The sequence below is a fragment of the Oceanobacillus sp. FSL K6-0251 genome (assembly GCF_038004725.1).
GTDB classification, from domain to species: Bacteria; Bacillota; Bacilli; order Bacillales; family Amphibacillaceae; genus Oceanobacillus; species Oceanobacillus oncorhynchi.
Map to the genome: position 1 here is coordinate 3,294,019 of NZ_JBBORS010000001.1, position 18,679 is coordinate 3,312,697.

General features: G+C 39.0%; 19 protein-coding genes and 1 other annotated feature. Of the genes, 9 read left to right on the forward strand and 10 right to left on the reverse strand.

Annotation, left to right across the window (positions count from 1 at the left end; all coding sequences use genetic code 11):
- Positions 1-112: 112 nt before the first annotated feature.
- A complete protein-coding gene (locus MKY45_RS16445; protein ID WP_341173124.1) occupies positions 113-1,069 on the reverse strand; it encodes a BMP family ABC transporter substrate-binding protein in 957 nt (318 codons plus the stop codon).
- Positions 1,070-1,087: 18 nt separating this feature from the next.
- Positions 1,088-1,693 carry a hypothetical protein gene (locus MKY45_RS16450; RefSeq protein ID WP_042535479.1) on the reverse strand — a complete coding sequence of 202 codons (606 nt, stop codon included), beginning with the start codon at positions 1,691-1,693 and terminating at the stop codon, positions 1,088-1,090.
- A gap of 145 nt (positions 1,694-1,838) precedes the next feature.
- On the opposite strand from MKY45_RS16450, the gene MKY45_RS16455 reads away from it, so the two are divergent.
- A complete protein-coding gene (locus MKY45_RS16455; protein ID WP_084613006.1) occupies positions 1,839-2,015 on the forward strand; it encodes a DUF2929 family protein in 177 nt (58 codons plus the stop codon).
- Between the two features lie 218 nt (positions 2,016-2,233).
- Positions 2,234-3,055: an undecaprenyl-diphosphate phosphatase gene (locus tag MKY45_RS16460; RefSeq protein WP_042535481.1), complete on the forward strand. Its 822-nt coding sequence runs from the start codon at positions 2,234-2,236 to the stop codon at positions 3,053-3,055.
- Between the two features lie 73 nt (positions 3,056-3,128).
- On the opposite strand, the gene MKY45_RS16465 is transcribed toward MKY45_RS16460, so the two are convergent.
- Positions 3,129-3,440: a metal-sulfur cluster assembly factor gene (locus MKY45_RS16465; protein WP_040979684.1), complete on the reverse strand. Its 312-nt coding sequence runs from the start codon at positions 3,438-3,440 to the stop codon at positions 3,129-3,131.
- A gap of 62 nt (positions 3,441-3,502) precedes the next feature.
- Complete coding sequence (yjfP, locus tag MKY45_RS16470) at positions 3,503-4,267, reverse strand: esterase (RefSeq protein WP_042535483.1); 765 nt, start codon at positions 4,265-4,267, stop codon at positions 3,503-3,505.
- Positions 4,268-4,420: 153 nt separating this feature from the next.
- Here yjfP and MKY45_RS16475 point away from each other — a divergent pair, with 153 nt between their 5' ends.
- Positions 4,421-5,263, forward strand: coding sequence for a Cof-type HAD-IIB family hydrolase (locus MKY45_RS16475; RefSeq protein WP_256704916.1), 843 nt, complete (start codon positions 4,421-4,423; stop codon positions 5,261-5,263).
- A 114-nt stretch (positions 5,264-5,377) separates the two neighbouring features.
- Complete coding sequence (locus tag MKY45_RS16480) at positions 5,378-5,641, forward strand: NifU N-terminal domain-containing protein (RefSeq protein ID WP_042535487.1); 264 nt, start codon at positions 5,378-5,380, stop codon at positions 5,639-5,641.
- A 109-nt stretch (positions 5,642-5,750) separates the two neighbouring features.
- On the opposite strand, the gene MKY45_RS16485 is transcribed toward MKY45_RS16480, so the two are convergent.
- Positions 5,751-6,170, reverse strand: coding sequence for a hypothetical protein (locus tag MKY45_RS16485; RefSeq protein ID WP_052485098.1), 420 nt, complete (start codon positions 6,168-6,170; stop codon positions 5,751-5,753).
- Positions 6,171-6,186: 16 nt separating this feature from the next.
- The gene (locus MKY45_RS16490; RefSeq protein WP_341173125.1) at positions 6,187-7,029 is read right to left on the reverse strand and encodes a YitT family protein; all 843 of its coding nucleotides are present in this window, start codon (positions 7,027-7,029) and stop codon (positions 6,187-6,189) included.
- Positions 7,030-7,123: 94 nt separating this feature from the next.
- Here MKY45_RS16490 and MKY45_RS16495 point away from each other — a divergent pair, with 94 nt between their 5' ends.
- On the forward strand, positions 7,124-7,981 hold the full coding sequence (locus MKY45_RS16495; RefSeq protein ID WP_341173126.1) for a DegV family protein: 858 nt from the start codon (positions 7,124-7,126) through the stop codon (positions 7,979-7,981).
- Positions 7,982-8,065: 84 nt separating this feature from the next.
- On the opposite strand, the gene tyrS is transcribed toward MKY45_RS16495, so the two are convergent.
- Positions 8,066-9,343, reverse strand: coding sequence for a tyrosine--tRNA ligase (tyrS, locus tag MKY45_RS16500; protein WP_042535493.1), 1,278 nt, complete (start codon positions 9,341-9,343; stop codon positions 8,066-8,068).
- Positions 9,344-9,455: 112 nt separating this feature from the next.
- Positions 9,456-9,689: a binding site (T-box leader), on the reverse strand.
- Between the two features lie 126 nt (positions 9,690-9,815).
- On the opposite strand from tyrS, the gene MKY45_RS16505 reads away from it, so the two are divergent.
- The 4 genes from MKY45_RS16505 (at position 9,816) to MKY45_RS16520 (ending at position 14,977) form a co-directional block, all read left to right on the forward strand.
- Positions 9,816-12,332 (forward strand): transglycosylase domain-containing protein, encoded by a 2,517-nt coding sequence (locus tag MKY45_RS16505; RefSeq protein WP_226895001.1) that lies wholly within the window; start codon positions 9,816-9,818, stop codon positions 12,330-12,332.
- 184 nt (positions 12,333-12,516) lie between these two features.
- A complete protein-coding gene (locus tag MKY45_RS16510; RefSeq protein WP_042535494.1) occupies positions 12,517-13,149 on the forward strand; it encodes a GNAT family N-acetyltransferase in 633 nt (210 codons plus the stop codon).
- A 29-nt stretch (positions 13,150-13,178) separates the two neighbouring features.
- On the forward strand, positions 13,179-13,826 hold the full coding sequence (locus MKY45_RS16515) for an acetoin utilization AcuB family protein (RefSeq protein ID WP_193064341.1): 648 nt from the start codon (positions 13,179-13,181) through the stop codon (positions 13,824-13,826).
- On the forward strand, positions 13,823-14,977 hold the full coding sequence (locus tag MKY45_RS16520; protein ID WP_042535496.1) for an acetoin utilization protein AcuC: 1,155 nt from the start codon (positions 13,823-13,825) through the stop codon (positions 14,975-14,977). The genes MKY45_RS16515 and MKY45_RS16520 overlap by 4 nt, the downstream gene beginning before the upstream one ends.
- A gap of 112 nt (positions 14,978-15,089) precedes the next feature.
- On the opposite strand, the gene ccpA is transcribed toward MKY45_RS16520, so the two are convergent.
- From ccpA to MKY45_RS16535, 3 genes are all read right to left on the reverse strand, one after another.
- Positions 15,090-16,085, reverse strand: coding sequence for a catabolite control protein A (ccpA, locus tag MKY45_RS16525; RefSeq protein WP_042535498.1), 996 nt, complete (start codon positions 16,083-16,085; stop codon positions 15,090-15,092).
- A gap of 547 nt (positions 16,086-16,632) precedes the next feature.
- Positions 16,633-17,709 carry a bifunctional 3-deoxy-7-phosphoheptulonate synthase/chorismate mutase gene (locus tag MKY45_RS16530; protein WP_212929569.1) on the reverse strand — a complete coding sequence of 359 codons (1,077 nt, stop codon included), beginning with the start codon at positions 17,707-17,709 and terminating at the stop codon, positions 16,633-16,635.
- 357 nt (positions 17,710-18,066) lie between these two features.
- Positions 18,067-18,663 (reverse strand): YtxH domain-containing protein, encoded by a 597-nt coding sequence (locus MKY45_RS16535; protein ID WP_042535502.1) that lies wholly within the window; start codon positions 18,661-18,663, stop codon positions 18,067-18,069.
- Between the last annotated feature and the right edge of the window lie 16 nt (positions 18,664-18,679).

Sequence of the window (18,679 nt, forward strand, 5' to 3'; positions counted from 1 at the left end):
ATTTTAAGATAAAATGAATTGGATAGCAAGTTACAATTTTACCCCTTCTTCATAACCAGGCTATCCAATTTCTTTTTTGATTTATTATATTTTTTGATTACTGCTTCGCCGCTCAATATTCATTTGGCAATAAACCTGTTTCAATGTACGCTTCGATGTCTTCCTCTACTTGAAGTCTTACCTCATCGGGGACAGCGGATTGAAATTCACCAAGTGATATAAAACCACCTTTAAAATCATAGGTATAAATTTTTCCTTCCAGCTCCTGCTGGTTAAATTCGTCTGCTGCTGCTTGATATAACTCTCCAACATGTTGAATCGTGCTTGTTAATACGGCATCCGGCGCAACTTCCATTTGATCCATCATATATCCGATTCCATAAAGATTATCCTCTTCTGCCTCTTTCAAGACAGCTTCACTGAAAGCATCTCCAATCGGATACACAACATCTGCACCTTCTTGCTGCATGGCATTATAATTTTTCAACGCCAGTTCCACGTTATTCCAATCATTTGTATAATTGAATTTTATCTCTGCCTCATTGTTTACATAATTGACCCCTTCAAAGAATCCTTCAATTTCCGGCTGCCAAGCATTTGCCGCAATAATCCCTATCTGCTGGCTTTCTGTCATATTTCCAGCAACCATACCAGCAAAAAATCCCATGGCATGCCCATTAAAATTAAGAGAGGTTACATTTTCTTCGGACTCTCCTCCATTCACGTAAACAAAATGAACATCTGGATAACTTTCTGCCAATGACATAAAATATTCTCCATAAATATTACTGTGCCCGTAAATCAAATTCACACCATCTTGAACAAATTGGTCAACAGCTTCCTGCATATCATGCATCGTTTGTATATTTTCTTTATAATAAACATCTACATCATATTTTTCACCAATCTCCTCCATGGCCTGATATCCTTGCTCTGTCCAAGGGTTATTATCTATTTCTGAATCCGTTATAAACCCGACATTTTGTATTTGACCCGTCTCAAAATAAGAGCAAGCAGACAATGTACAAATCAAAAACAGAAGGATTGTTGGATAGTAGATATATTTCAACTTAGCACACCCATTTCATTACCGAAGTCGCTTATTAAATGTTTGTATTGTTTTTATTACTTCATCTATATCTCTATTTTCCAGCAGAACCTGCTTTTTTTCAACTTTTGTGTTTGTTAAGTTATCGTTAACAGAGATAATCTCTATTAATTTTGGCAAATGGGTCATTTTTATCCATTGCATCAATACATTTAAAAAATCTTTGATATAAATCGCTTTGTTTTGCCATTCTTTATCTGCAAAAGAAAGCAGTCTGCCGTCTGCAATCAATCCATTTTCGTTCATTTCCATTCCTTCCCCAATAAGATAGGGAGCGGAAATCACTGTTGTGTCTGCATAATTTGATATCTTATGTCCGTTTGCATCGGTATATATATGCAATATCTTTTTAGTATACTGCGGCAAATCCGTTATATCGGAATGATGATTAATGACAATTGCCAAATCATATGGACTTATCACTTGACCCGTTTCTTGAAAATGACTGTTCCTTCCAAAAAAATCTTCCAGTCCAGAATCGATTTGATTATCCCGCTTTCCATCGACTTGGCAGCCCGCATCTAATAACTCTGTTACTATATGGTAGCCAATCCAATGATTGTGGGGAGTAACGAATACTCGCAAGGAAAACACTCCTTTATAGTCATATTCAGGTAAAGAACCATTAATTTTCATGATTTTTTTAAATTCTTTACAGCAACAAAAAGCTTTTCATGTTAAAATAGTATTTATGGTACGCTTAGATAAGGTAGTAAAGTGAGGTGGACTTATGCGTTTTATAGCAACTATTTTTTGGGCTGTAGCTATTTCTTTAGCAGTCTCTTATGTATTGACAAGCATGGGCGCAGCACCATTTATTGTTCGTGATGCACTGATTGTAGCGGGTATTTTTTCTATATTCGTTTTTGCTTTAGCTGGTCTGGTTTTGAAAGAAGACACTAAGTAGGTAAAACCCCTTGTCTTATTCTATGCGGCAAGGGGTTTCTATATTTCTAAAATGCCTTTTATTAAAGAAAACGTTCTATGCTTATCATTTTTAGCATATTTACATATAAGGACAGGCTAATAAATTGGAATGGACAAAATTGATTGTAGTTCTGCTTTGTTCATTTTAAGAAATAACTGTACAATCAGAGAAGAAAAAATAAAGGAAGGTATAAAAACATGGACGCTTTAAGTAATTTATGGACACTGATCCAGTATTTTGTTCTTGGTATCGTACAAGGAGTTACCGAACCAATACCGGTATCCTCCAGCGGACACTTAATCATTGTCAGAGAGCTGTTTAATATTGAAGCAAGAGGGCTTTCTTTTGAAATCTTTGTTAACTTCGCTTCTCTACTGGCTGTAATGCTGATTTACCGCAAAGATATTATACGTTTAATCGTCAGTACATGGAAGTTCTTATTCAAAGGAGATAAAACGGTCAAAAGTGACTTTATGTTTGTTGTTTATCTCGTCATCGCAACCATTCCTGTCGGGATTATCGGCGTGTTATTCGGAGATGCACTTGGCGAAACGCTGAGCGGAACGAATGTAGTCGGGATAACTTTATTAATCACCGCTCTTGCTCTTTGGATTATCCGTAATCTCAGAGGACGCAAACAGGATGGAGATTTATCAACAAAAGATGCTATCATTGTCGGCCTGGTTCAATCGATTGCTGTCACGCCGGGAATCAGCAGATCCGGTGCAACTATCGTTGCTTCGATGCTTGTCGGCATGAAAAAGGAAACAGCTTTACGATTTTCTTTCCTGCTCTATATTCCGGTAAGTCTTGGTACAGGTATTCTTGAAATACCTGAAATCGCCAGTGACCCGGCAATGAGTTATCTATGGGCACCTTATCTGGTAGCATTCATTACGTCCTTCATTGCCAGCTATTTTGCACTTAAATGGTTTATGAACGTGATGCGGCACGGAAAACTGGAGTATTTCGCATACTACTGTGTCATCGTCGGTATTCTTGTATTGATTTTCTTATAATAATCTCCAAATATAAACAAAGGCATCCATTCTTTTTAGACGGATGCCTTTGTTTATATTCTGCTCTCTTTTATCAATCTGGAATACCTAAGGCAATCTTCGCATAGCGGGACATCTTATCTTTACCCCAAGGCGGATCCCAAACAATATTTGTTTTTGTTTCTTTTACTTCTGGAATATCTGATAAAGCATGCTTGATATCTGCCTCAATATGCGCAGATAAAGGACATCCCATTGCAGTCAATGTCATCGTAACTACACACAAGCCATCATCATCCAAATCTACATCATATATTAAACCAAGATTGACAATATCAATACCTAGTTCCGGATCAATAACGTTTTCTAATGCACCCATTAGATTCTCTTTCATCGCTTCATCCATACGTGTCATCCTCCTTTCCCTTGTTTCTATTAAATCATACTTTAACATGTAATTAAATCATTTTACAACAGATGCCGCTCAAACCACTCTGCAGCGTGGTGCATTGCCGGCACACTAACTTTATGCTCCCTGCCTTTTTCGCCAATAAATTGCAGATGGTCTTTCTTTTTATAAGCCTGCTTGACTGTTTGGTAAAAGGAGTGCGATTGTTCATAAGGAACTACTTTATCATTTTCCCCATGCCAGAACATTAACGGACGTTCGTGAAGTGATTCCACGTGGGCAGACAAATCTAATTCAGCCAGCTGTTCAAACAAATCATCCAAATCTTCTTGTGTAAATGGTGTCTTCCCATTCTTTTCAGCATACTGCAGTAATTGGTGCGCATATGCTTGCAGTTTAGGGGTACCCATCATAACAGCCGCTGCATTGACCCAGGAATATTTGACAAGCGCAGCACTTGTTGTAATTCCTCCCATGCTGGTTCCAGCTACACCTAATGCATTTTCTTTTAAAAGCTTATTTTCTAATAAGTATTTCCGGATAATATCCAATTCACGAATATTTTTTAACACGATTTCAAAAAAAGCGAGCTGCCGTTTATCATCTGATAAACCGCTGTTTCTTTCCCCATGGTGCAGCGCTTCCGGTAGAAGCACCCGAAATCCTTTCTCAGCAAGCATGTAGGCTATCGGCAAATTTTGCTCCTTCGCGCTTGTAAAACCATGGTAATAAATAACCGTCGGCCGTTCCCCGCCAGCATACTTTTGATCGACAACATGCAAGCAAGGTATTCCCTCGATTGGTTCCTGATATATTCCTATCATTTCTGACACGCTTCCTTTCACTTATCAACGTACTATCTCTATTGTAAAGTTTTTGTAATATCTTTCGCAAACAATGCAACTTTTGTTTAATTTTTCTTTACTTTACATATTTTCAAATCATGGTAACATAAAAATCAAATGAGAGGTGACAGAATGGAAAATAAAAACAGGCACTTAATCGCATTGGATTTAGATGGTACGTTATTGACAGATGATAAGAAAATCAGTATTCGAAATAAACAGGCGATATCTCAAGCAATAGAAGATGGCCACGTGGTTGTTATTGCCACCGGAAGACCCGGCCGTGCCAGTATTCAATACTATCAGGAACTCCAATTAAAAACACCGATGGTAAACTTCAATGGAGCACTTGTACACCATCCTCTGGATACCAGCTGGAAAGGTATTCACACGCCAATGCCCCTGACTACCGCACATCGGATTATTGATGTTTCCAACGAAGTCGAAGTAAAAAATATATTAGCTGAAGTGCAAGACCAGGTTTATTTAGATCAATACAGTGAAGATATTATGACTATCTTTCAAGATTTCCCCGAGCAATCACCATATATTATCGGCGACATTAAATCTAAATTAAAATATGATCCGACTTCTGTTCTTATTCATCCTAACGCTTCGCAGGTAGAGGAGCTGCGAAATCATTTAAATGATTATCATGCGGAAGTCATTGAACATCGTAAATGGGGCGCTCCATGGAATATCATTGAAATTATCAAAAAAGGAATGAATAAAGCAGTCGGGCTAAAAGCTATTGCTGACGAATATCACATTGCCCGTGAAAATATTATTGCTTTTGGCGACGAGGACAATGATTTAGAAATGATTGATTATGCCGGTGTCGGTGTTTCTATGGGAAATGCGATTGACGACCTTGTCTCTGTATCCAAACATCAGACCTTAACGAATGAAGAAGACGGTATCAGCATATTTTTAGAAGAATATTTAAATCTTAATAAGAATAACAGCCTTGTGTAATGGTTATTAAGAAGGGAGTCTGCAGATAAAACATATGCAGCCTTCCTTTTCTTTATCTCTTTTCGATTTTCTGTTAATATAAACTTACGAACAATTAAATGAGGAGGTACTCATATGGCAGTACATATTTCCCCGACACCAAATCCAAATGCAATGAAATACACATCAGATAGTGTTATTTTTTCTGGGACAAACAGTATTTCTGTTATGCCCGGTGATGTTAGCGAGCATGAAATTTTAAATGAATTAATGAAACTGGAAGATGTTGATAACGTATTTGGCTATCAAAATTTTATTACGGTCAACAAACATTTTGACGCTGACTGGGAGAATATTAATCCCAAGGTGGAAGAAATATTTGTTAAATTCGGCTATTAAGAAAGAGGCCGGGAGCTCCCCGGCCTCTTTCTTGTTATCTTATAAATCCCCGGAACCGCTTATGGTCTAGCGAATCCGGGGATTTTAAATAATACTGGCAAAAAACAGCTTATTCTTCTGTATCTATCGGTACATAATTTGCGTTAATCTCATTATCATCTTCATCTTTTCCATACATCACGACGAATGGAGGCTCCTCATGACTAAGCGTATCTTCGGAGAATGTCTCCATGATTTGAAAGCTTTGAAAAGAACCTGCATCTGCTTCTTCCAAGTCTACCGTTGTTTCCTCTTGAATGGTTTCTCCATCCTGTTCAATTCGATAGAAAAAAGCATTTCCTTCTGTTCTTACCTGACCAACGATATGGAATTGTTCTCCATCTGCTGTAATGTCAATTTCCTGGAACATTACGGTGCCTGTCGTTTCATTATTTTCCTCCGGAGCACTCGGCTCAATGACTTCCCCATCTCTATTCCCACAGCCTGCCAATAGTACGAGCACAGCAATAACAGCATACCAACGTTTCATACATATACACACCTTTTTAATCTTTTCTAAAGAACCCATATACTCCAGCAGTTTCTACAATATTTGTAAATGCTTCTGGATCTACTTCATTGATAATTCTTTCTAAATCATATAATTCATATCTTGTCACAACAAGATACATGAGACTTTTATCTGTTTTCGTATACGCTCCCTTTGCAGGCAAAATCGTAATCCCGCGAACCATCGTATCATGGATGGCTTTCTGCAGCTCGTCCGTTTTCTTAGTAACAATAAACGCGGTAACCTTTTCATAGCGTGTATGAATGGTGTCGATCACACGGGTCGTTACATAAAGTGTCAGCATGGTGTATAACGCATTTTCAGGTTCATATAAAATACCTGCAATAACAATAATCAAGGAATTCATAATTAAAAAATAGTTGCCAATCGGTTTATCTTTCAGACGGGATAATATCATTGCCACAATATCCATACCGCCTGTAGAGGCACCTGCTTTTAATGTAATACCTACACCGACTCCAGCGATAACACCGCCAAATACCGCATTTAAAATAATATCATTCGAAATAGAAATAAGCGGTAATATCTCTAAAAATAACGTAGAGAAAAATACAGATATCACACTATAAACAGTAAATCCCTTTCCTACCTTTAACCATCCTAAAATCAAAACTGGAATATTTAAAAGAGCTAATAAAATACCTGTGGATAGGCCGATTCCTAAGAAATCATTAAAAATACTGGATAATAGCTGAGCCGCTCCCGTAAATCCACTGGCATAGACATTTGCACCGATAAGAAAGAAGTTTAAAGATGCAGCATTTAATAATGCTCCAAGTATTACTATACTTATCCTCTTAGCTTCAATATAAAACACAAAACAGCCTCCTTTATTAAATTTTTGACTAAATATTCAATTAAACGTAAACTTATAATTAAATCTTATTTAAATAGAAACGGATGTGATTAAAATGGCAATCACCATTCTGGCAGACAGCGCATGTGATTTATCCGAACATTATTATAACGAATATAGTATTGAAATGATACCTTTAACTGTTCATCTTGAATCAAAAGATTATCGGGACAGTGTCGATATTAAACCGAAGACAATCTATGATGCGATGCGGGAAGGACAGACACCAAAAACATCGCAGGCATCAGCAAACCAATTTAAAGAAATCTTCACTTCTTATGCGGAAGCAGGCAAGCCTCTACTCTATATCGCTTTTTCATCGGAATTATCCGGAACCTGCCAAGCTGCAAAAATGGTTGAACAAGAAATTAAAGAGAAATATCCTGAAGCAAAGCTGCACATTATTGATTCCAAATGTGCTTCACTGGGCCTCGGTCTAGTCGTACTGGAAGCAGCTAAAATGGCTCAAAAGGATATCTCTTTTGATGAAATCATTCAGCAAACCGCCAAAAACGCCGCACAGATGGAGCATATATTTACTGTGGACAATTTAGAGTATTTATATCGCGGCGGCCGTGTCAGTAAAACCGCTGCCTTTGTCGGCGGCTTATTGAATATCAAACCTCTTCTGCATGTCGACGGAGGAAAGCTTATTCCTTTAGAAAAAATTCGCGGAACGAAGAAAGTGCTGAAGCGCATGATAGAGGTCATGGAAAAGCGGGGCAGCAATTTCCAAAATCAAACCATTGGAATCAGCCATGGTGATGATTTACCTCGTGCACAGGAGCTTTCCAGAATGATTCAGGATACGTTTCATGTCAAAGAAGAAAATATTATTATTGAAATGGTTGGTTCCGTGATTGGCGCGCATTCAGGTCCCGCCACGTTGGCTTTATTCTTCTACAACAAATAAAATATATACTTCGCTGTATATACTGTATTGGAGGAAAAAATAGATTTGACGTTATCACAGCGTCAAATCTATTTTTTCTTCTTTTTATTGAAAACGAATCAAGAAATATTTTTTCTTTCCTCTGCGGATAACCGTGAAAGCATCCCCTAAACGGTCCGCTTCATCTACCACGTAATCCAAATCCTGAACACGTTCTCCGTTAATGTAGATAGCTCCATTTTTCACATCTTCTCTTGCCTGCCGCTTCGATGAAGAGATAGAAGCATCCACTAATAAATCGATTAAGCTGGAAGGTTCTTTCCCCGTATCATGATTGGGAACATCCTTAAACGCTTGTTCTACTTCATCTGCTTTTAATTGTTTGATATCTCCGCTGAATAATGCTGCAGAAATTCGCTGCGCCTGATCCAAAGCAGCCTGGTCATGGATGCTGCGTGTCATTTCTTCTGCCAGACGGCGCTGTGCCACCCGTTTTTCCGGCTGTGTTTCTACTTCTTTTTCCAGCTCTGCAATTTCCTCATCTGACAGGAAAGTAAAGTATTTGATAAAACGAATCACATCACGATCATCAGCATTGATCCAAAACTGGTAAAATTCATATGGAGATGTTTTTTCAGCATCTAACCACACGGCGTTCCCGGCGGTTTTTCCGAATTTTGTTCCATCTGCCGTTGTGATTAAAGGAACAGTTAAGCCAAATGCTTCAGCAGTTTCCCCTTGGTTCTCTCTGGAACGGCGGATAAGCTCTAACCCTGCTGTGATATTCCCCCACTGATCACTTCCGCCAATTTGCAATGTACAATTTTCTTCTTCGTATAACCGTAAAAAGTCTAGTGATTGCAGAATCATGTAACTGAATTCGGTAAAGGTAATTCCTTGTGCAAGTCTTGCAGCAACCGAATCCTTAGACAGCATGTAATTAATCCCAAAATGCTTTCCTGCTCCGCGAAGGAAATCAATGATTGTCATATTTCCCAGCCAATCGTGGTTGTTGCGGGAGACAACTTGATTATCGCTGGAGGTATCATCCATATCTACAATTTTGGCAATTTGCTTTTGAATGCTTTCCGTAAAACCAAAAACAACCTCTTCGGTATTCAAGCTGCGTTCACTTGAACGGCCGCTTGGATCACCAATCATCCCGGTTCCCCCTCCGACTAAGGCAATCGGTTTATGACCAGCCCGCTGAAACCGGCGCAGCATCGTTAAAGGGACTAAATGTCCGATATGCAAGCTGTCCGCTGTCGGGTCAAAGCCGCAGTATAAGGTTACCTGATTATTTTCAAGATGCTTTTCTAATCCATCCCGATCTGTTACTTGATTTACTAACCCTCTGTTTTCTAAATCCTGTAAAATATTCATATTATTTCCTCCTGCTTATTTGTATTTTCTTTTTACTGACAATGCCAGCTGCTCCCCGCTTTTGGGACATCCTTTTTAAGGTAAATAAAAAAACCCGCCTCCTCTCTGGTAAGAAAGGGACGAGTTGGATTCGCGGTACCACCCTTGTTGCTATTATAAAATAGCCGCTTAAGGTTTGTTAACGATGGTTGTCACCGTTCTTCTTATTATCAGCCTCCATGACGCGAATAATAAAAAGAAAAACTCCAGATTGTAATTCGCAAGTGAATATATACTGACTCGCACCATCCGTCAGTTCTCTAAGACAGGGATTCACGTTGCTACTTCGATCCTTCCATGTTTCTTTCATAAAAAATTAAATTCATATGATACTATTCATAGCATAAATAGTTCTTCTATGCAAGCCTTTTTCCGTCTTACTACCAAACTGTATTTTCACTATGTTATAATAAATGTTGAAATAGGAGGTCTAATGTCTATTATGAAAGAAAAACTGCAACGTTTTTTTAATACTGTTAAAGACTGGTGGAAAAAAGGTATTCTCCAGCAGACATCACGAGTTACATACGACGTTGTTTGGAATATTGTATTATTTGTCATTGTGATTATCGGCATCGGCGGGATTTTTGCCGGCGGAATCGGACTTGGGTACTTTGCCTCCCTGGTTTATGACGAACCATTACGAAGTGAAGCATCTATGGCAGATGATATTTACAATTATTCTGAGACATCCAGTATTTATTTCGCTAACGATGTCTACCTGGGAGATATCCGAAGTGATTTATATCGGGAAGAAGTAGCACTTGACGATATCTCACCTACATTGATTGATGCGGTTATCGCAACAGAGGACGAGTATTTTCACGAGCATAACGGTGTGGTGCCAAAAGCGATCTTAAGAGCGACGGCACAGGAATTTCTAAATTCCTCTGTCCAAACAGGAGGAAGCACACTGACACAGCAGCTGATTAAGAATCAAATTCTAACAGACGAAGTGTCCTTTGACCGGAAAGCCAAAGAAATATTATTAGCAATGCGGCTGGAAAATTATTTTACAAAAGATGAAATCATCGAAGCTTATTTAAATATTATTCCTTATGGCAGAAATTCATCCGGCCGTAATATTGCAGGTATACAGACAGCATCTAAAGGTATTTTCGGTGTAGAGGCATCTGAATTAACACTTCCGCAGGCTGCATATCTGGCCGGCCTTCCGCAAGGTCCTTCTTCCTACACACCATTTACAGCGGAAGGTGCGCGAAAGTCTGAAGAAGAATTGCAAGCTGGAATCAGCCGGATGAGAACAGTTTTAAATCGCATGCATGATATGAATTTTATTTCAGATGAAGAACTCGAAGAAGCTGCCAATTATGATATTGCCAGCGATTTTATTGATGCGATCCCTTCTTCTACAGACGAATATCCATATGTCACTTATGAAGTAGAGAAAAGAACCAAGGATATTATTCAAGGTTTATTAATGGAAGAAGACGGCGTGACTGAGAAAGATTTGGCAGAAGATGACGATTTACGAGCTGAATATGCGGAGCGTACAGAAAGAGAATTACGTGACGGCGGCTATCAAATCCATACGACGATTAATAAAGAAATGTACGACGCCATGGAAGAAGCAGCAGACAATTATTCAGACTATGGATATGCCAGAACGTTTACCGCTACAAACAGTGATGGGGAAGAATATGAAGTAACACAGGAAATCCAGACTGGTGCGATAATGGTTGAAAATAACACCGGCAAAATAATTTCATTTATCGGCGGACGCGGTTTTGATGAAGATCACCAGGTAAATTTCGCTACGGATACAAGACGCTCTATCGGCAGTACCATCAAGCCTTTGCTTGATTATGCGCCGGCGATGGAAGAAGGCGTTATTCAGCCGGGAACACCGATTGCAGACTATCCTAGGACATTTGCTGGTGGATGGCCTCCGCGTAACTATGGAGGAGGAAATTATGGCCTTGTCTCTGCCCGTACAGCGCTGGCCAATTCCTATAATATTCCTGCTGCCGCCGTGTATATGGAAATAATCAATAATGACCCTGCTGCTGAATATTTGGAAAAGATGGGCATCACTTCATTAACGCCTGGTGATCATGTTCAGCCATCTCTTTCTATTGGCGGAATGGACCATGGTATATCAGTAGAAGAAAACGTCAATGCTTTCTCCACCTTTGGCAATAACGGGAAGTTTGCAGATGCTTATATGATTGATAGAATCACAAACGCTGAAGGCGATGTGATTTATGAGCATGAAACGGATCCAGTAGAAGTATTTTCACCTGAAACAGCTTACCTGACAGTCGATATGATGCGGGATGTGATTGATAACGGGACAGGTAATTTCGTGAATTCCCAGCTTCAAAACACAAATGTCGACTGGGCTGGAAAAACAGGAACATCTCAGGATTATCATGACGCCTGGTTTGTAGCAACTAATCCAAATATTACCTTTGGAACTTGGATTGGCTATGAAACGCCTGCTCCCATCAATCATGAGTATCATCTGACATACAGTCAGCGGAATATGAAGTTGTGGGCGGAGGTTATTAATGCCGCCGCGCAGGTAGACCCTGTCCTGGTAACACCGGAATCAACGTTTGAACGTCCGGACGGCATTGTAGAAAGAAGCTACTGCGCCGTTTCAGGAATGCTTCCATCCGATTTATGTGAAGATGTAGGTCTGGTTAAAACAGACTTATTTGATTCCCGTCATGTGCCGACAGAAGAGGACAATAGCTTAACCAGAGGCAGCAGACGCGTTTTAGAATCAGATGACGACGGCAGGTCATTCAGCAGAAGCAACGGGATTATGTTCAACCCTGACTGGCTGAGAGAAAATGGTTATGATGATATGGATGACTTTTCCATGCTCTATCCTCGAACAGAAACAGATAAATGGCTGAGAATTGGCATACCAGTCAGTATGTCCTCATCCAGCTCAGACGATGACGGTGATGATGACGATTAACAAATGATATATATTTTTAATAAAACTTCACTCTATCAAGCAAGGGATATCCGCTTATAGAGTGAAGTTTTTTATTACATACCATAAGCTTCCTAACAATTATCAAAAAATACTAAAAAAATGCTGCGATTTTCTGTATAATGGATGGTAAGAGCATTTTGTATCTCATAAAGGTGGTGGATGGATGAAACACATAAAGGAATTTGATTCAATCCTTTTAGAAACAGAGGCAGGTCTGCTGACAATCGAAGGTCCTGTTTCACGCTCCCAGTTAGAACAATATCATTTTCATGAAGAATTAACTGCATTCCGGCCAGCTGACAAACAATTTGAAGCACTTTTAGACATCGCAGAGCTGGAAGAGTCTAGAATTATCATTGCACGTACAACAGATACCATTATCGGCTATGTGACTTACCTGCATCCTGATCCATTGGAAAGATGGTCCAAGTTCAATATGGAGGATTTAATTGAATTAGGCGCAATTGAGATTATCCGGAAATATCGGGGCGGAGGCGTCGGGTCTACACTGCTCCGGCAATCCATGAAGGACCCTTACATGGAAAATTATATTGTCATTTCTACAGAATATTATTGGCATTGGGATCTTGATTACAGTCAATTAAGTATCTGGGATTATCGGAAAGTGATGGAAAAGATGATGGCAGCGGGAGGGCTTCTTCCAGCTCCTACAGATGAACCGGAGATAAACTCTCATCCGGCTAACTGTTTGATGGTCCGTATAGGAAGTAATGTGCCGCAAAAATCCATTGAACGATTTGATAAATTGCGTTTTTTAGGTCCGAATCATTATTAACAGAGATATAACTGAAGGGGGATTCTACTATGCTAGTTGAAGAATTAATGAACAGGAATATGATAACGCTTCCACCGAAAGCAACAATTAATGAAGCATTGCAGCTGTTAGAAAAGCATAAAATCAGACATATCACGATTGTAGATGAAGCGATGCAGGTGCTCGGTATTGTTTCTGACCGCGACGTAAGAGATGCAAGCCCATCCACTTTTTTGGATACAAGTGATTTTCATATTCTTAACAAAGAGATTCAGACCATTATGACGAGTCCGGTGATAACGATTCATCCCATGGATTTTGTCGAAGAAATTGCTTATATTTTTTATGACAAAGAGATTGCCTGTTTACCGGTTGTCAGCCAAAACAAACTGGTTGGTGTCGTAACCGAAAAAGATATGCTCTATAAATTGATTCAATTGACCGGAACACATGAACAAAGCTCCCTTATTGAAGTAAAAGTACCTGATCTGCCTGGACAGCTGCCAAAGGTGGCAAGTGTATTCGGCAACCATAATGTAAATATTGTTTCCGTATTGCTTTATCCTTATAAGGATCCTGACTATAAAATACTTGTCTTCCGTGTTAAAACGTTAAATCCGATGCCTATTATCAATGACCTTCGAGATGCCGGCTATACCCTGCTCTGGCCAAATAATATTATGGAGCCAAAGAAATGACGAAGCAGGCAGGTTTTATTTATACTTCTAATTTTTTAAACTATCAATTCTCAGAAGATCACCCTTTTAATCACAAGAGGACCTTACTGACGAAGGAACTGCTGGAAGAGCAGGCTACCTTAACAGCAGAGGATTTCATTGTACCTCGGGTTGCATCAGATGAAGAGATTGCTCTTTTTCATGATACAACCTATATTGAAGCGGTTAAAAGAGCCGGCAGCGGAGATTTAATAGCAGATCGGGCACAGGAGTATGGCATAGGAACAGAAGATACACCTATTTTTCCAAATATGCATCAAGCTTCTTCTGCATTAGTTGGAGGCAGTCTCACTGCTATTGATAAAATATTAAACGGAGATTATAAAAAAATAACCAATATTGGCGGCGGACTTCATCATGGATTTCCACGTAAAGCCTCCGGGTTCTGTATTTATAATGATTGCGCGATTGCTATTAAATACTTGCGGGAACAGGAGGATTTGAAAGTGCTTTATGTAGATACAGACGCACATCACGGGGACGGCGTGCAGGCTGGTTTTTATGATGATCCGAATGTATGCACCTTTTCTATACATGAAACAGGCCGTTACCTTTTTCCAGGTACGGGAAACGTAAATGAAAGAGGAATCAAAGGCGGACACGGCTATAGTTTTAATTTACCTATTGATGCTTTTACAGAGGATGATTCTTTCTTAGAATTATATGAAACAGCTTTACGGAAAATTGCTGCGTTCTTCAAACCAGATATTATTGTGACACAAAATGGAGCGGACAGCCATTTTCTTGATCCTTTAACACATTTGTGCGGCACCATGAAGATATATGAGAGAATCCCTTTGCTTGCCGCTGAAATTGCAGATACGTATTGTGATGGAAGATGGCTTGCTGTCAGCGGCGGCGGATACGACATGTGGCGTGTTGTGCCACGTGCGTGGGGACAGGTGTGGAATGTGATGAAAACAGGAAGCTGCTGTAAAGGTCCCCTTCCTGAAAAGTGGCTGAAAAAATGGCAAAAGGAAGCTCCCGTAGCCCTTCCGGCAAATTGGCAGGATGCAGCCGATTCTTATCCGGTAATTCCTAGAAGGGCTGAAATCACAGAGAAAAACAAATTACTGTTAGAAGATATGCTTAAGTATACTGCGATTATTTGATTGTAATGGAGGTTAGATTTCTTCTTTTTCAAACCAGTACTGTCTCTTATCAGCCATAGAAAAAGACAAAGCAGTTTATGATTCAAAACTGCCTTGTCTTTTTTGTTGTGTGTTATTTTGTAGAATCTCTGAATTCCATACGATGCGGCAATACCACATTTTTCTCGTCTACTTCCTCATCGTTCATATATTTCGTCAGAAGACGCATACCTACTGCACCAATATCGTAGGTAGGCTGGACAACGGTAGTCAGTTTAGGACGTACCATGCTTGCCAGCCGGATATTATCAAAACCAAATACCTCGATATCCTCAGGGACTTGCAGTCCATTATCCTGCGCGCCATGAATAACACCTAGAGCAATTTCATCATACATCACAAATACAGAAGCTGGGCGTTCCTCTAATTTTAAAAAGTGCTCCATTGCTTCTATACCTGTTGAATACGCATAAGAACTCTTATATATATAATCTTCTTTAGGCTCTATATCAGCCTCTTTCAATGCACGCAGATAGCCATTCGTTTTTAAAATGTTCACGCTTGTATCTGATTCACTGCCTACTAAAGCAGGCTGTTTGTTTGTCTTCTCAATCAATGATTTTGTTGCTTCATATGCAGCCAGTTCATAGTCAATATTGACGGAAGGAATGGTGTCTGTCGAATCATACGTAGAAGCCAGTACAACTGGAACAGAGCTTGTCTGAAACTGATGAACATGGTCCTCCGTGATATTTCCGCCCATAAACAGGATACCGTCTACTTGTTTTTCCAGCATTGTATTGATCAATTCCAATTCCTTGTCCTTGTTTTGATCCGAGCTGCTTAAAATAATATTGTACTTGTACATTGTCGCAATATCCTCAATTCCCCGGGCAAGCTCTGAAAAGAAGATATTCGATATATCCGGAATAATCGCACCGATGGTTGTTGTTTTCTTACTTGCCAGTCCGCGTGCAACTGCGTTAGGACGATATCCTAATTGTTCAATCGTTGCTAATACTTTCTTTCGTGTGGTTGGTTTTACATTTGGATTTCCATTGACAACACGAGATACGGTCGCCATGGAAACATTTGCTTCTCTTGCTACATCATAAATTGTAACAGTCATGTTTATCTACCTCCTAAAATTCATTTTATCGCAGTGCATCTGGCTGAAACCGGGACTGCCAATGTTGTCAGGTTAGTGCGACCGCTGAAGAAAAACACAACGCTTTCCCATAGGAGTCTTCGTGTTTTTCCTTCGCTAGACAGTTTTATTACTATCTGTATCAAAATTCATCAAAATCATTAACCTGTCAATATTGCCGGGATTACTCGTCCCATCGAAGAGCTTTTGCAAGACTCCCGTTTCAAGCATAGTCAAAATCGGGAAATACAGCCCTGCTGAATAATGTTTCACTTTAAACAAGAACTAATGCTGCATCTATTTATATATCATACGCTACCATGAAAAAAATTACAAAACTTTCATGAAAACAAAATGAAAATTTTCATAAACACACTATAAATATAATATACCTTTATCTTATTATATCCAAACTTGAAACTTTGAAAACATTTTCAACGTTTTATTTTAGCGCAGATCCTGTATAGCATTTTTTCTATCAAAAAAACTGCCCCAAAAATTATACCACTAATTTTTGAGACAGTCTTTATTATTTTCCTAAACGATTTTCAACATCTTTGATTTCTTTAAAGAACTGATCGAATGTCGGGATATCCATTTGCTGAGCTGAGTCAGAAAGAGCAACTGCCGGATCCGGATGAACCTCTGCCATTACGCCGTCTGCTCCGACTGCGATAGCAGCTTTAGCTGTAGGCAACAGTAAATCTCTTCTGCCTGTAGAATGTGTTACGTCTACAAAAACAGGTAAATGAGTTTCTTGTTTTAAAATAGGTACTGCAGAAATATCCAGTGTATTACGTGTTGCTTTTTCGTATGTACGAATTCCACGTTCACACAGCATAATATTTTTGTTGCCTCTGGACATGATGTACTCTGCTGCATTTATGAATTCCTGAATGGTTGCAGATAGTCCGCGTTTTAACAGGACAGGCTTTCCAGCATCTCCAGCAGCCTTTAACAGTTCAAAGTTCTGCATGTTTCTTGCACCGATTTGAACGACATCAATATAATCAACTGCCTGTTCTAAATCTGCAGGATTTACAATTTCACTGATAACAGCTAAATCATACTCATCCGCTACTTTTTTCAGGATTTCTAATCCTTCGATTCCAAGTCCTTGGAAATCATATGGAGATGTTCTCGGCTTAAATGCCCCGCCGCGAAGTAATTTCAATCCTTTTTCTTTTACAGACGCAGCTACTGCAGCAACCTGCTCATATCCTTCTACTGCACATGGACCAAATACATAGCTGATTCCGCCATCGCCGACTTTTTCCCCTTTAAGCTCAACGACTGTATTTTCAGGCTGTTTCTTTCTCGATACTAAAAGTGCCTTGCTGTTATCTTCTTCTTGAAGCTCAAGACTTGCTTTGAAAATTTCTTTAAAAATATGTTCAAGTGTTGAATCCTGAAATGGACCATCATTGTTACTTTTAATTTTATCCAGCATCTCACGCTCACGCACTGGATCAAATCGCTTAATGCTCTGCTTGGTTTTTAATTCACCAATCTCTTGATTAATGCCTGCTCTCTTGTTAATCAATTCTAGTATTTCCAGATTGACCTTGTCCATTTGTTCTCTTAGCTGTTCCATTTCATTACTCATTAATACACACTCCTCAAGTCACTTAATCTATTTAATCATTTAGAATAATTAGAGACCATTATAGCTAAGATTCTTCTATTTGTCACCATCTAATTAATGTAAAATTTTAATTCTTAGAGAAAATACGGAAAAATGGAACCATTAATTATATTATATATCTTGGAAGAAGGGCCAAAAGCCCTCCCCTCCTCCTTTATAAATCCAATATATTTTCACTTTAAAAATCAGCGGAGTTCTACAATCATATAGAACGAAACTTCATTCAGCGGGAATTTTACGGGCGGTTCTCCGGGACAGACAAGATATAATTATAAAAAAACATTGATGAGTAAAAATGCTCATCAATGTTTTTAAGTATTATGATTTTTTATTTGCTTCTTTTTTTACTTCATTAACTGCTTGTTTTGTTTCTTTTTTTACTTCTGCTGTTTTTTTAGAAGCAGTTTCTTCTGCCTCTGCTTTTTTATCAGCAGCTTCTTTTTTTACATCTTCTATTTTATCTGATACCTCATCTTTTAAATCCGAAGCCTTATCTTTTGCATCATCCAGCTTCTCACCAGCAGAATCTTTTACATCTTCTGCTTTATCCTGAGCATCATTCAGTTTATCTTCTACGACATCCTTCAAATCAGCCGTTTTTTGTTTTACGCTTTCTGTAAGCTCCTGAGATTTATCTGCAACTGTCTTGGATAAATCAGAAGTTACATCCACTGCTTTCTTCGTTAAATCGGAAGTTGTAGAATAAGCTTTATCTTTCCATTCCACACCTTTTTCCTGAGCTGTTCCTGCTAATTCTGTTGCACGATTTTTCACTTGAACCGCACTATCGTTTAAATCACTGCGCAGTTCTTTACCTGATTTTGGTGCAAGCAACAATGCTGTCGCAGCTCCTACAAAACTTCCTACAAGTGTTCCGATAATAAAATCCTTCGTGTTAATCTGATTGTCTGCCATCCGTATAACCTCCTAA